General features: G+C 70.1%; 12 protein-coding genes. 3 read left to right on the plus strand and 9 right to left on the minus strand.

All coding sequences use genetic code 11. From position 1 onward, the window contains the following. Positions 1-64: 64 nt before the first annotated feature. From PVK37_RS28140 to PVK37_RS28170, 7 genes are all read right to left on the minus strand, one after another. Positions 65-1,570, minus strand: coding sequence for a type I restriction-modification system subunit M (locus PVK37_RS28140; RefSeq protein WP_275030846.1), 1,506 nt, complete (start codon positions 1,568-1,570; stop codon positions 65-67). Continuing rightward, positions 1,567-2,964: a restriction endonuclease subunit S gene (locus tag PVK37_RS28145; protein WP_275030847.1), complete on the minus strand. Its 1,398-nt coding sequence runs from the start codon at positions 2,962-2,964 to the stop codon at positions 1,567-1,569. The genes PVK37_RS28140 and PVK37_RS28145 overlap by 4 nt, the downstream gene beginning before the upstream one ends. After that, entirely contained in the window at positions 2,961-6,389 is a 3,429-nt protein-coding gene (locus PVK37_RS28150; RefSeq protein ID WP_275030848.1) for a type I restriction-modification enzyme R subunit C-terminal domain-containing protein, read from the minus strand. The genes PVK37_RS28145 and PVK37_RS28150 overlap by 4 nt, the downstream gene beginning before the upstream one ends. 160 nt (positions 6,390-6,549) lie before the next feature. After that, positions 6,550-6,972, minus strand: coding sequence for a hypothetical protein (locus PVK37_RS28155; protein ID WP_275030849.1), 423 nt, complete (start codon positions 6,970-6,972; stop codon positions 6,550-6,552). Positions 6,973-7,089: 117 nt separating this feature from the next. Then, positions 7,090-7,365 carry a hypothetical protein gene (locus tag PVK37_RS28160; RefSeq protein WP_275030850.1) on the minus strand — a complete coding sequence of 92 codons (276 nt, stop codon included), beginning with the start codon at positions 7,363-7,365 and terminating at the stop codon, positions 7,090-7,092. 9 nt (positions 7,366-7,374) lie between these two features. After that, positions 7,375-7,530 (minus strand): DUF6244 family protein, encoded by a 156-nt coding sequence (locus tag PVK37_RS28165; RefSeq protein WP_275030851.1) that lies wholly within the window; start codon positions 7,528-7,530, stop codon positions 7,375-7,377. Between the two features lie 403 nt (positions 7,531-7,933). Then, the gene (locus tag PVK37_RS28170) at positions 7,934-8,152 is read right to left on the minus strand and encodes a winged helix-turn-helix domain-containing protein (RefSeq protein WP_275030852.1); all 219 of its coding nucleotides are present in this window, start codon (positions 8,150-8,152) and stop codon (positions 7,934-7,936) included. Between the two features lie 265 nt (positions 8,153-8,417). On the opposite strand from PVK37_RS28170, the gene PVK37_RS28175 reads away from it, so the two are divergent. From PVK37_RS28175 to PVK37_RS28185, 3 genes are read left to right on the plus strand one after another with little or no spacing between them, the layout of a single operon-like run. Then, a complete protein-coding gene (locus tag PVK37_RS28175) occupies positions 8,418-8,597 on the plus strand; it encodes a hypothetical protein (protein ID WP_275030853.1) in 180 nt (59 codons plus the stop codon). Beyond that, positions 8,594-9,379: a hypothetical protein gene (locus PVK37_RS28180; RefSeq protein ID WP_275030854.1), complete on the plus strand. Its 786-nt coding sequence runs from the start codon at positions 8,594-8,596 to the stop codon at positions 9,377-9,379. The genes PVK37_RS28175 and PVK37_RS28180 overlap by 4 nt, the downstream gene beginning before the upstream one ends. Further along, the gene (locus tag PVK37_RS28185) at positions 9,376-9,867 is read left to right on the plus strand and encodes a hypothetical protein (RefSeq protein ID WP_275030855.1); all 492 of its coding nucleotides are present in this window, start codon (positions 9,376-9,378) and stop codon (positions 9,865-9,867) included. Before PVK37_RS28180 ends, PVK37_RS28185 begins: the two co-directional genes overlap by 4 nt. A gap of 65 nt (positions 9,868-9,932) precedes the next feature. On the opposite strand, the gene PVK37_RS28190 is transcribed toward PVK37_RS28185, so the two are convergent. Both PVK37_RS28190 and PVK37_RS28195 read right to left on the minus strand, forming a co-directional pair. Continuing rightward, positions 9,933-10,757, minus strand: a complete 825-nt coding sequence (locus PVK37_RS28190) for an SGNH/GDSL hydrolase family protein (RefSeq protein WP_275030856.1) — start codon at positions 10,755-10,757, stop codon at positions 9,933-9,935. A gap of 130 nt (positions 10,758-10,887) precedes the next feature. Next, positions 10,888-13,572, minus strand: a complete 2,685-nt coding sequence (locus tag PVK37_RS28195; protein ID WP_275030857.1) for a type 1 periplasmic-binding domain-containing protein — start codon at positions 13,570-13,572, stop codon at positions 10,888-10,890. Positions 13,573-13,648: the final 76 nt, after the last annotated feature.

Here is a 13,648-nt window from a genome sequence, read left to right on the forward strand (position 1 = left end):
TGAAGGGGGTTCACCTCGATGCCTTCCAAGGTCGACAGAGCGCTCTAGACGTCCAGGTCATTGATCAGGAACTTGTCGTGTCTTTGCCGGTGGTGCCGGCGAGCGCCTCGGCGATGGCGGCGAACTCGCGTAGGGCGGCCTGGAGGTCCTCCACGATCTCCTGGGCGATCACCTCGGGCGGCAGCAGCGCGTCGGCGTCCTCCAGGGAGGCGTCCTTGAGCCAGGTGATGTCCAGGTTGACCTTGTCCCGGGCGATCAGCTCGTCGTACGTGAAGGGCTTGAAGCGCTCGGTCTCCACCCGCTCGGCCCGGTCTTTGCCGGGCAGGTAGCAGTCCACGAAGTCCTGGAGATGTTCCCGGCGCAGCGGGTTCTGCTTGAGGGTGAAGTGCTGGTTGGTGCGGAAGTCGTACACCCAGAGCACGCTCGTCCAGGGTTCCTCGCGGGCGCGTTTGCGCTCGAAGAACAGCACGTTGGCCTTGACCCCACCGGCGTAGAAGATCCCGGTGGGCAGCCGCAGCATGGTGTGCAGGTCGTACTGTTTGAGCAGCCGGCGACGGATGGTCTCCCCCGCGCCGCCCTCGAAGAGCACGTTGTCCGGCAGGACGACCGCCGCCCGTCCGTTGATCTCCAGCAGCGACGCGATGTGCTGGACGAAGTTGAGCTGCTTGTTGGCGGTGGTGGTCCAGAAGTCGGGGCGCTCGACCGCGCCGTCGCCCCGGTCGGCGGCCCGACCATCCTGCCCGACCATCCGGATCGAGGAGCTACGACCGAACGGCGGGTTCGCCAACACCAGGGTGTACCGACGGCTCGGCTCCCGGCCGAGCGCGTCCCCCACCGTGATCAGCGAGTCGCCGCCGGGCGTACCGATGCCGTGCAGCAGCATGTTCATCGCCGCCAGCCGGGCCGTCCCCTCGACCAGCTCGGTGCCGGTGATCGCGTCGCGGGCGAGCTTCCGCCGCTGGTCGGGGGTGAGCGCGCTGCCGTGCTGGCTCTGGATGTGGTCGAACGCGGCCAGCAGGAACCCGCCGGTTCCGCAGGCCGGGTCGGTGATGGTGTCGTCCGGGGTGGGCAGCACGCAGTCGACCATCGCGGTGGTCAGCGCGCGCGGAGTGAAGTACTGCCCCGCGCCGGACTTCGCGTCCTCCGCGCCTTTGGCGAGCAGTTCCTCGTAGGCGTCGCCCTTGACGTCGACCCCGGCCTGCGACCAGTTCTCCTTGTCGATCAGGTCCACGATCAGCCGCTTGAGCTTGGCCGGGTCCTGGATCCTGTTCTGTGCCTTCCGGAAGATCGTGCCGAGCGTGCCGCTCTGCTTGCCTAGCTCGGTGAGGATGTGCCGGTACTGCGCCTCCAGGTTGACGCCCTCGGCGTCAAGCAGCGTCTGCCAGCTCAGCTCGTCCGGCACGATCTGCTCGGGGCGGAACTTCCGGTTGGCCCGCTCGTCGGCCATCTTTAGGAACAACAGAAACGTCAACTGCTCGACGTAGTCGATGGTCGAGACGCCGTCGTCGCGCAGCACGTCGCAGTAGTTCCAGAGCTTCTGCACCAAGCGGCGCGAATCCACAGTGCTCACAGCGGCAAGGTCTCCTGCTGGTAGTCGTCGCCGGTCACCCTGGTCGGTGGTGCCGGCAACTCTTTCTTCCTACGCGGGGCGCGGTTCCGCTGCTTCGGTATCCTGACAGCCCGCTCAGCCCTGATCCGCGCCAACAACTCCGACGCCGGCTCGTCGTCCGGATCCTGCGGCACCAACCGCCCAGAGAACGCCTCGGCCAGCAAAGATTTCCGCAGTGCGGCAATGCGCCTTTCCCCGTCTTCGATTTCCTTGCGAAGCCGCTCGACGCCAGCAAGCTGCTCGTTCACCCGCGCAACAATTTCCCTCTGTTCATCGAGGGGAGGCACCGGAAACTCGACGGCCTTGAACCGTCCGGCAGACAGGTGCGCGATGTTCGTGGTGATGCGAAGCTCACGGATGTAGCGCCCGGTGTGCATGTGGCGACGGAACACCAGTAACGCCCACTCGGGATCCACGCCGGGACCAGCTCGGAAACGAAGAAGACTGTTAGTGAAGGCAACTTCTTCGGGCGCCCCCCTGTAGATCGCCGGACGGCCGAGGTATTCGGGACTCTGCCCCTCGTTGAGGAGGATGTCCCCCTCACGCAGGCGAAACTTCTCGAAGACCTCCGGCGGAAAGTCCATCTCCATGACGTCCGAGACGTCGATCCGGCCCTCGAAGACGTTGGCGACCCGCAGATACGGCCGCATGTGCGGGCCGGTGTGCCAGTCAGGGTGGCGCTGCCGCCCCAGATCCACGGCCCCGGCCTCACCCACGGAAACACATCGCCAGTTCCCCGGCAGGTTAAGCGGGATCGCTTCGGCCAGAATCGCCTTCGTCAAAGTTCTCAACCGCCGCCCCGAAAGCAACAGCGCATCAAGGCCGGATTCGAGGCCAGAAAGCTGTCCGTCGAGAAGGGCGACTACCCGGCGCTGCTCGGCGAGGGACGGAAGCGGTATCCTCCAGGAGGACAAGCGACCTGCCCCAATGTGGTGGATTCCAACTCCGCGAGAATGCTCGACGAAGGCACCCCTCATGGCCTCGAACCGGAGAAGATTAAGAAGATACTTCGGATCCGGCCCCCAACTTCGAACCCGCAATAAAGTATTCTGAAAGCAGCAGCCTTCTATCTCATCGTTCCAGAGCGCAGGCTTTCCCACCTCGCCAGGACTTCCAGACGCCTCACTCAAGACGATATCCCCTGGACGCAGGCGATAGACTTCAACCTCTTCATCGGTGAAGTTCATCTCCTTGACATCATCCAGCTTGAGCCCGTTCCAGCCCACATTCGCCGCTCTAAGGTAGGGCCGCATTTGGGTGCCCGTATGGTTCTTTGGCGAGCGCTGACGACCGAGGCGGACTTCGGCTACCTCATCAAGCCGCGCCCACTCCCAGCCGGTTGGAAGGTCGGTCACGCGGTCAGCTCCTGGTTGAGTTCGTCCAGCAACGGCTCGGCGCGATCACCGAAGGTGTGGGCGTACCCGTCGATGCCGCCGCGTTCGGTGAACGGTGCGCCGTCCAGGTCGTCCGGCGTGATCTCCACGCTGACCGCTATCACGTTCTTGATCCTTTCCAGCCACCACACCTGGTCGGCGGTGAAGGTGGCCCCTGACTGTTCCTGTCGCAGCAGCCAGCCCCGGAAACGTTCCTCGACCTGGCTCCGGTATGGACGGAGCTCCTGGTCGAGTCCCAACTCGTACCGCACCAGGGAGACCAGGTCGGTCACACCGCGCGGCCCGGGTGCCTCCGCCGTCCGTCCAAGCTGGACGTAAGCCTGCCACAGCGAATCCGGGGTCCACACCTGCGGGGGTCGGGCGATCCGGGCAGCCAGTTCCTTGATCTGCTGGTAGCCGATCCGGCCCTTGCCCTCGTAGAAGACCTGGAGGGCGGTGATCTCGTCGCGGTGCTGTTCCAGGTACTCCCGGAAGCTGCTCCGGGTCATCCTGGCGCGTTCCTCGGCGGGCACGCCGGCCGCCGAGATCAGCCGGTCCTGGTTCACCTCGTCGTAGGTGATGTCGTGCGAGCGCCGGATCTCCAGGATGCGGTCCCGCAGCCGGGGGTTCGCGGCCAGCGGGCGCAGCGCCCCGGCCAGCAGGTCACGTACGGCTTCCGGCCCGGCCGCCTTCGCCGGGTTCAACTGTTCCGGGGCGACCGCGTCGACCAGGCCGCGCACGATCCCGGTCAGCGGCTGCCCGCCCAGGTCGGCGAGTTCCTGCCGTTCGTCGTCGGTGAGCTGCTGGTTGAGCCGGGCCAGCCGGGCGGCGAGGGTGGCCACCTCGTTGGCGTCGGCGGTGAGCGTGCCGGCCTTGCGGAGCAGGTCCCGCAGCGAGATCTGCTGTTCGGTGTGCCGTTGCAGGGGCACCGCCTCGTCCAGGTCGGCCTCGGTCACGCCGACCGCGTCGACGATGACGAAGCGGTCCTTGACCTGGGCGTCCGGGGTGACCGCCTGGAAGTCGGCGGGGTCGATGGTCCGCGCGCCCCGGCCTTTCATCTGCTCGAAGTAGGTGGCGGTACGCACCGGCCGGAGGAAGAACACGCACTCCAGCGGCTTCACGTCGGTGCCGGTGGCGATCATGTCGACGGTGACCGCGATCCGCAGTTCGGGGCTGTTACGGAACGCCTGGAGCAGCATCTCCGGGTACCGCGCGGAGTAGGTGATCTTCTGTGCGAAGTCGTTGCCCCGGCCGAAGAGCAGCCGGACCATCTGCACGATCTCCTCGGCGTGGTTGTCGTCCCGGGCGAAGATCAGGGTCTTCGGCACCGTGTTCCGACCGGGGAAGATCTCGGTGAACAGCTTGTCCCGGAAGGTCTCCAGCACCAGCTTGAGCTGCCCTTTCGAGATGACCGACTTACCGACCTGCTCCCCGCCGTAGGTGAAGTCGTCCTCCAGCTCCTGGTAGCGCTCGGCCCGGGTGCGCCGGTCCCGCATCGGTACCACCGTGCCGGCCTCGATCTTCTCCCCGCCCTCGGTGATCGCGGTCTTGATCCGGTACACGTCGAAGCCGACGTTGACCCCGTCGGCGACCGCCTCCTCGTAGCTGTACTGCGACACCAGGTTCTGCTGGAAGAAGCCGAGGGTCTGCTTGACCGGCGTGGCGGTCAGCCCGACCACGAAGGCGTCGAAGTACTCGATCACCGCCCGCCACTTGCCGTAGATCGAGCGGTGGCACTCGTCCACCACGATCAGGTCGAACGTCTCCGGCGGGATGCGCGGGTTGTAGGCGACCTCGGCCGGTGCGTCCAGGTCGTAGCTGTCGTACGCGGCGTCGTCGGTGTCCGCTTCCGGCAGCTCGACGCCGCGCAGCGCCCCGTACAGGCGCTGGATCGTGGAGATCACCACCGTGGAGGAGTCGACCAGGCCGGCCCCGGTGAGCCGGTCGACGGGGAACAGTTCGGTGAACTTCCGCCCGTCGTCCGGGGTCTGGTAGCCCGCGTACTCCCGCAGGGTCTGCCGGCCGAGGTTGTTCCGGTCGACCAGGAACAGGATCCGGCCGGCGCGGGCGTGCCGGAGCAGCCGGTAACTGGCGGTCACGGCGGTGAAGGTCTTCCCCGCCCCGGTGGCCATCTGCACCAGCGCACGCGGCCGGTCGTCGGCGAGCGCCCGTTCCAGTCCATCGACCGCGTCGGCCTGGGCCGGGCGCAGGCCGAGCCGGTCCAGCGCCGGCATCCGCCGCAGCCGGGCCCGCAACGTCGGCGCGTCCGGGTCGCCCTCCGCCTCCCGCATCCAGCGCTTGAGGGTCTCCGGCTGGTGGAAGGCGAAGACCTCCCGGGTACGCGGGAACGGGTCGAGCCCGTTGACGAAGGTGGTCTCGGTGCCGGTGGCGACGTACCCGAACGGCAGCGGCCTGTCCCGCAGCCAGGCGTTGAGCTTCTGCTCGCGGGTGAGCCCCTTCTGGTACCGGTCGAGCTGCGCTTCCGCGCCGCGCGGCGCGGTGCCCTCCCGCTTGGCCTCGATCACTCCGACCAGGCGCTGGTCGACGTAGAGCAGGTAGTCGGCCCGGCCGGTCGCCAGGGTCACCTCCCGGACGGCGACGCCCCCACTGTCCGCAAACAGGTTGAGGTCACGCTCGTCCTGCACCTCCCAGCCGGCGGCGCGGAGCTGACGGTCGATCTCCTCGCGGGTCTGCGCCTCGTTCAACGGCTCCCGGGACGCCCGGCGGGCGCGGGCGATGAACTCCTCCCGTCGGGCCGCCGACACCTTCGCCGCCGGCCGGTCCTCGAACGCCCGTTCCGCCGCCTGGGCGGCCGGCTCCAGCTTCGCCACCAGCTCGGCCGCCGCACCCCGACGGGCGTCCGCCTCGCGGACCGCCCGCTGCGCGTCCGCCGTCGCGTCGGCACGGGCCTGCGCCAGCGACGGCTTGTCGGCCAGCAGCAGCTTCGTCTCGGCCAGTTCGCGCTGGTAGCGGTCGAGCTCCGCCTGGAGGCCCTCCGCGACGCTCGCCGGCACCTGCCGGGGCTGCGGCGTGGGCGGGACGAAACCGATCGGGGTACGGTCACCGGTCAGCGCGCGGTGGAACCAGACGCCCAGATCGAAGCAGGTACGCAGCAGTTCCAGCGCCTGACGTACCTCACTGAGGTGGTCGTGGACGGCCTGGTTGCCGGTGTCGCGGAGCCGGTCGAAGGCGGCGTAGACGTTCGGGGTGAGCGTGCCGTCGGCGTACAGCGCCTCCACCCGGTGGTAGAAGCTGCTGCTCTGGGGCTTGGCGGATGTGCGGTGCACCAGGTCACGGGCGAGCACGTCACCGAACGCCCGCGCCTTGAACATCGCCGACTGCGCGTCCAGGTAGACGAGCAGCTCAGCACCTGCTCCGTACCAGACCAGCAGCGGATGATCCGCCAAGAAACCGAAGTTGGCGGACTGTTCCGCCAGACGCCTGACCTGCCGAGGATCCACGACTCTCCACGTCCACTGTGAACGATGAACAGTCCAGACTAGAGAGTTGATCTCGGATCCGCTGTCCCCCGAATGGGGGTCAGAACCGTGCCACCACCCGTGACAGTCATCCCGCCACGGGGCGCACCGCCTGCACCACGGCGGCAAGCTCCTGCGCGTCGACCGCCTCGGGGGCGGCGAGGACGTTCACCCCGACACCCGGTTCGACCAGCCAGTACGCCTCGGTCGCCCCGATCAGGCCGGACAGGTCACCGTGCCGGAACTCGGTCAGCGTCGGGTCGTCGGCGGCCCGCTCGTGGTATCCGGCCAGGAAATCGCCCAGGTCGGCGAGGGTGGCGAGACGGTCACCGCGCAGCACGTGCACCCGCAGGTCGACGCTGGCGCCCTCGGCGGTCTCCCGCTCCCACATCCGGGACGCGAAGCGGACGTCGTCCCACTCGGTGGCGAAGTCCGTCACCAGGTCACCGACGCCGGCCGGCACGTACCCGACCCGGAACCCGTCCAGCTCCCCACCCGACCGCTCCACCACGCCACTCTCCCCGCAGCTCGCCCGACCGCCACGATCGGCTCAAGCCACCACTGTAGACCTTAGGTACTGACCGTCCAGATGGGACGGGAACAGTCCACGATCTGCGGCTGCCTCAGTTCAGCCCGCCGCCTCGGCCCGATCAAGGTAGTTCCACCACTTCTCGTCGTCACGCCGGTTGGATGACAGCAAATCAGCCGCGCAGACGAACGCGAGAATGATGATGTTCTCGGCCGGCACCGCACCCACGAACGGCTCACCACGCACCAGGCGCGACAGGAAGGTTGTCACTTCTGCCAGAGTCGATTCGGCCCAGCCCTCGTCAGCGACGATCTCGTCCGCGACTTCCTGAACGTGCTGCTTTGCCGGGTCGGCACCCTGGACGGCCTCCGCCAACGCCTGGCGTTAGGCGTCAATCGCTCCGACCAACGCGCCGGCACCCGCGCCCTCCCGTGCACCGGCGACAAGAGTCCGAGCCTCGGTGACGTCCTGGGCGGCAGCCGCCGTCTTGGCGCGCGCCTCGTCCAACTTCTGCGAGGCGGTCGACAGTCTCGCGATCATCTCCGCCGCGCTGCTCAGACGCCCTCCCCTGGTTCAGCCGAAATCCAGCCAGGCCCACCCACCACCTTGACCACCACGCAGCGTATGGGATCGATCATCAACAGGCCGCCCGGTGATGGAAGCACGACTTCAGGCGCCAACGTCAGCCGATCGTGGTGGTGAACTGCCTCAAGGGGAGGGCCATTGGCCACCAAGATCAGCCCGCATCCTGCCCATTCAGACGCCGAACGCGACCGGCGAAGGCACTCCAGCCGGTGTGATCAACACGAGGTGCGGGTATCTCGGGGCATCCGCCCCGCACGGATAGGCCGACCTGGCCGCAACTGCGCCGGGCACCAAGAACCCATCCTCCCCGGGCTGAACGAGGAGGCGAGGGGCAGCGAGCAAACGACGCGCAGCCCGGCTAACGCTCAGCCACGTACACGCCTACACCAGGCACGCCGACAACGAGACCTTCCGCTTTCAAGGTCAACATGGCGTTGCGCACGACGATCGACGACACGCCGTGGATCTGGCAGAGCTGAGCCGTGCTCGGCAGCTTCTCACCGGGCGACAGCTCACCTGAGGCAATCTGCTTGCGAATGTGGTCGGCAAGCTCGGCCCACTTCGGGCTTGGTGGCATGGCGATACTCCCTGGTCAGCACCGCCATTCGACCATCTCTCACCTTGTTATCGCAAGTGATAGCTTGACTGCGATAGCTTGTTATCGTAGGGTCCGAAATCGGCCGGCTCCCTGGTCAGCGCCGTGGAGTTGGTCAGTTCCCCGCAATGAGCGCCCGGTCGACCCGCTTCCCCCTGGTCGGCCGGGCGTGCCGGAGCCTGCCCGCACGCGGCCCAGCCCGATCCCTGTCCACGAGCGCAGCAAGGAGCAGACGGGAGACGTACCCATGGAACACCTGTCCGACTTCGCGTCCGCGCAGGACGTCGAAGACGCCGAGGACATCCTGTTCGCCCATCCCGCCCGTCGGGTGGCCCGCTGGGTCTGCGGCTGCGGCGAGGAGTACCCCTGCCCCGAGGTGCGCTTCGCGCTGCTGGTCAAGGGGACCACCAGGAAAGACGCCGCGTGAACCGGGGCCACTTCACCTCGTACGCGCAGCAGCGGATCGACGACGCGCGGCGCGACCTGGCCGCGCACCGGACCGTCCGGTACACCGGGGTCTGCCGGCAGTGCGGGCGGCCCGGTCCCTGCGACGAGCAGCGCGCCGCGCGACAGCGGCTCGTGTACTACACCACCCGGTTGCCGGACGAGACGGTCGACGAGTTGCGCACCGCCTGGCTGGCGCTGATCGCGGCGAACGACCGGGCCGGCGCGTATCTGCACGGGGCCAGCCGCTGGCCGGGGCGACGGCTGCCCTGGCAGGACGCGGTGACCGAGTGTTGGCGGGCGCTCGGGGCGGTCCACGCCGGGCTGGCCGAGGCGCGTGCCGACCCGGCCACCCCGGGTGGCCCGACCAGTGTGCTGGCCGGGCTGGGGCTGGCCCGCGCCGACGCGGACCGGGCCGCCGCGTTGGCCGCGCGGGTGCGGCGGCGGCTCGGCGCGGCCGAGGACCTGCTGCGGCGTACCGGACGAACGGACGCCCTGATCGCGGCCCGGCGGTTCGCGGCGGCGGGCCGGCGGTTGGACCTGGTCGCCGCGCGGCTCGCGGTGGGCGCGCGACACATCGACCGGTACACAGCGGGACTGGCCGGCACACCGGAGCCGGCCCGGCCGGTGCCGAGGGTGGCCCCGGCCCTGCCGGAGGAGATCGCGGCCGGAGTACGGGCGGCGACCCGCCTGGTGCGGGCCCGTCGCCGTCGGGAACGGCCCGGCTGGTGGAGACGAACCATCGCGATGGAGGAACGATCATGAAGAGTGCCGAGGCGGCCCTGCGCAGTCTGGCCCACGGTCGGGTGGACCGGCACGACCGGCGGGTACGCGGCTTCGCCGACGACGAGTGGCGGCGGTACGCGGACCTGCTGGCCGGGGCGTTGCTGGTGTCCGCGCGGCGGCGGTTCGGGCCGGAACCGGACCGGGGGCCGCTGATCCGGTTCGTGGCCTCGGCCCGGGAGCGGTACGACACCACCGGCCTGGAGGTGGACCCGACCCGGGCCGAGGCGATCCTGCTGGCGGCGATCGGGGAGGGGCCGGGCCCGCCCGAGGACGCCGCCACGTTGACCGCCCGGACCCTGCTGCTGCTCGGGCTGCTGGAGGACGAGGGGATGCCGGCCGACGCCCTCGACGACCTGCTTACCTCGGCCTGGACCACCGCCGAAGGTGCCCCGACCACCACCGGCGGCGCAGCCCCGACCACCGCTGAAGCGGCGACGGAAGACGGCCCGGCGGCCGAGCGTCCCTGATGGAACGGTCGGCCGCCGGGCCCGGGGGTGGTGGTAGGAGGTTCGAGGGGGTGGCGGCTCCAGAGTCAGCCGGTGACGGCGTTCAGGGCGGGCAGGTAGCCGTAGCGGTAGCCGTCGGCGTTCGGGTGGTACGCCTCGATCAGCCCGGTCACGTCCTTGATCCACGGGCTGCTGGCGCAGACGCCGTGGCCGGCGAAGTAGGACCGGGTGTCGGCGAAGGTGGCGCCGGCCGCGGCGGCCCGGCCGGCGGTGACCGAGGCGAGCAGGTCGGCCGCCTCGTTGATCTTCGTACGCTTGGTGCTGCTCATGGCGAGCGCGCCGCACCAGCCGGTCTCGAACAGGCGGGGGTAGCCGAGCACGATCAGCCGGGCGTTCGGGGCCCGGCTGCGGATCGCCGCGTAGGTGGCGTCGAGCCGGCCGGGCAGTACGGTGGTGGTGAACGTCCTGGCCTCGTCGACCCGCCGCACGCAGTCCGACTCGCTGCTGAACCGGCAGGTGGACATGATGTCGGCGAAGCCGGCGTCGTTGCCGCCGATGGTGATGGTGACCAGGGTGGTGCTGGTGCTCAACGGACCGAGCTGGTTGTTGAGCACGTCGGCGGTGACCGCGCCACCGCAGGCCGGGAACGCGAAGCTGGTCACCTGGTGCTGGGCGGCCCACAGCGGGGCGTACGAACGGTCGCTGCGCAGGCAGGTGGACAGGTCGTAGTCGCCGGCACCGACGCCGGAGGAGTACGAGTCACCGAGGGCGACATAGTGCACGGCGGTGGCGCCGGGGGCGGCCCGGGTGGCGGCGGAGGCAGCGGCGGCCGGGACGAGCACGACCCCGAGCACGGCCGCGAGCAGGGCGGCCAGCAGGATGCGGGCGCGGGTGGGCGCACGGTGAGGCATGGACGGTCCTCCACGGGACGGGGGTGTGGTGGATTCCTTCAGCCGCGCGCGTGGCCAGGGTCCGGGGGCGGTTACCAGGCGGTAATGCTATCGAAACATGCGCATGTGCGAAAGCTCACCACAAGGGAATTCACCGCGTCGGGGCGCATTTCGCGTCCTCCTGCCAGGTGTCGGCCACCCCGCAGTGGAACACCTCCGCCGGCGGGACGGACACGTCGGGCAGCCGCTCCACCCGCATCAACGCCAGCCGCTTGCGCTCCGGCACCCCGGTCGTCACGTCCACCCGGATCAGACCGGAGATGCCCTGGTAGCCCTCCCCGTCGATCTGGCGCAGCACCTCGGCGTGCACCCCGACCGGGTTGATCCGCGCCGGGTCCCAGCGGGGCTCGGCGTCGGCGTGGTGCAGTCGGGTGGCCAGGCTTTCCACCGCGCGGACCATCATCATCGCGGCGTCGTAGGCGAGGCTGACCCGTTCGCCGGCCGGCTCGCCGCCGTCCGTCGTGCAACGCGGGCGTTCCAGCAGGTCGTCGCTGGAGATCCAGCGCAGGAAGGTGGCCCGGGCGTCGTCCCGGCCGCTCGCCGCGGCGGCCCGCAGCCGCGCGCAGGTCGCCAGGGACGCCTTCGACACGTACGTCACGGGAATGTTGCCCGGCGCGTCCCGGCGCAGCCGGGGGTTCGCCATGTACCGGTTGACCGAGTCGTTGCCGACCAGGTTGCGGGGCGGGTTGTTCGGGCAGTCCCGGTTCAGGGCCCGGAGGAACTCCGGGAACTCCGACCAGCGGCCGGCGAAGACCAGCATGCCGGCGTAGCCGCACTCCGTACCCATCGCGGTGCCGGTGGTCCACTTAGCCGGGGTACGCAGCCGGTCGCCGAAGCTCTTCTCCAGGCCCCGCACCAGGGTGCTCACGTAGACGTCCTCGTCCAGCGAGCTGCCCTCCCCCGTCGTGTAGTACACGTGGACGTCGGTGAGCCGGCGGTACCGCGCGTACTCCTCGAACAGTCGCACCTGCTCGGTGTTCGGCGCGGACACCTGGATGTAGAGGCGCGACCGGCTGCCGATGCCGTCCCCGGACAGGGTCGGCGCGATCACCGGCAGGCCGACCCGGTTGAGTTCGCCGATCGCCTCGGCGGTGTTGGTGCGGCTGTCCACCAGACCGACCACGCCGAGCACCGTCCGGTCGTCGTGGGCCAGCTCGGCCAGCATCCGTACGGCCAGGTCGGCGTGGGCCATCTGCGCACCGCCGTTGGCGACGACCACCCGCAGCAGGGGCGCGCCGTCCACCCCGGCCGTCGCCTGGAGGAGCGCGTACTGGGCGGTCGCCATCCCCTCCAGTTCCTCCCGTTCGGAGACGTACGACTCCTCGTCGAAACCGGTCCGGTTGCCGGTGAGGGCACCCAGGTACACCAGGGTGAGGAAGGGGCGGCGACGGTCGCTGTCGGCCCAGGCTTCCTCGGCACGCCGGTTCTGCTCGAAGATCCGCCGCTGGACGGCCCGCAGCCGGTCCTGCCCCCGGTCGGCGTTGAACACCTGCCGCCCGCTGTCGCTGTACCCGATGCACTCGTCGCCGACCAGACGCACCGACACCCCGCCTGCGGGCGCGGGCAGGCAGCCCGGCCCCCACCGGCCGGTCACCCAGAAGCCCGCCCCGACCAGCAGCAGCAGGCACAGCGCGGCGGGCAGGAACCGGCGGGCCCACCAGGGCGGGGCCGGGGCGGCGAAGCCACCCGGCGCATCCCGCAGCTGGTACTCGCCGGCCTCCGCGCCCACCTGGACGGGGAGCAGCCAGGCCGCAGGTCGGCGCATCCGCCGGGCCTCCGGCACCGTCCCGGCCCACTCCTCGTACGCCTCCTCGGCCCCGGTGAGCGGGTAGGTGGTGTCCGTACCCGGTGGCGGTTGCGTGCCGGTGGCGACCACCAGCAGCGGGTCGTTGCGGCCGGTCTCGTTGCGGACGTCGTTGAGCAGCCGGACCAGGGTGTGCGTGGGGGTGCCGGCGTCGGCGTGTTCCAGCAGCAGCACCGGCGAGGCGGTCCGCCGCCAGTCGGACGGCCGCCAGGGTCGCCGCCGGTACGCCCGGCGCAGGTCCTCGAGGAAGGCGTGCAGGAGCAGCTTGTCGACCTGGTCGGGCTGCTCGCTGTCGCGCCAGCCGGCGTTGAGCCGCTCGGCGAACCCGAGGAAGGTGACCGACTGCCGGGGGGCGAGGTACTGCTGCCGCATGAACCACGAATAGGGTCGGCCCAGCACCGGTAGCAGGCCGGAGACCGCCACCCGGAACACCACGTTCGGTACCGCGAACCGGACCAGCCAGAACACCGCCTGCGAGACGAGGGTGGTGGCGTCCCCGCCGGCAGCCACGGGCTCACCGGTGGCGCCCGTGCCGCGCCGTTCCCGGAGCCGCTGGACCAGGCCGGCGCGGCTGTCGCCGGCGTCCACGCCGAAACTCAGGCTCTGGTGCGTCAGCCAGTCGGCGAGCAGGTAGTGCCGGAACCGGAACCGGGCCGCCCCGAACGCCTCGACGGCGAGCTGCCGGTGCAGTTCCCGCAGCACCGCCGGGAAGTCGGTACCGTCCGGCAGACTCCGGGCTTCGATGACGGCGTACGGCACCCGGCGCTGCCGGTCCTGGCCGAGGAACCGCCGCAGCAGGGCCAGCAGGCCGTCGCCCTCCGGGCCGGCCACCAGCCAGAACACCGGCAGTCGCCGATCGGTGCGCCGGGGGCGGCGCAGCAGCCGGGCCACCAGTCTGAGGAACTCCACTCCCCCGTCGGGGAGCCGGACCCGGCCCGCGGGTGTCTGCTCCCGGGTCGCCGCCTTCCGCACGGGGCACCTCCAGCCGTCGCCACTGTGACCGGTCGCGCACACAGTGTCGTCTGCCGGAGCAACCCCGGCTGCCCCA

Origin of the sequence: Micromonospora cathayae (assembly GCF_028993575.1) — a bacterium.
GTDB lineage: Bacteria > Actinomycetota > Actinomycetes > Mycobacteriales > Micromonosporaceae > Micromonospora > Micromonospora cathayae.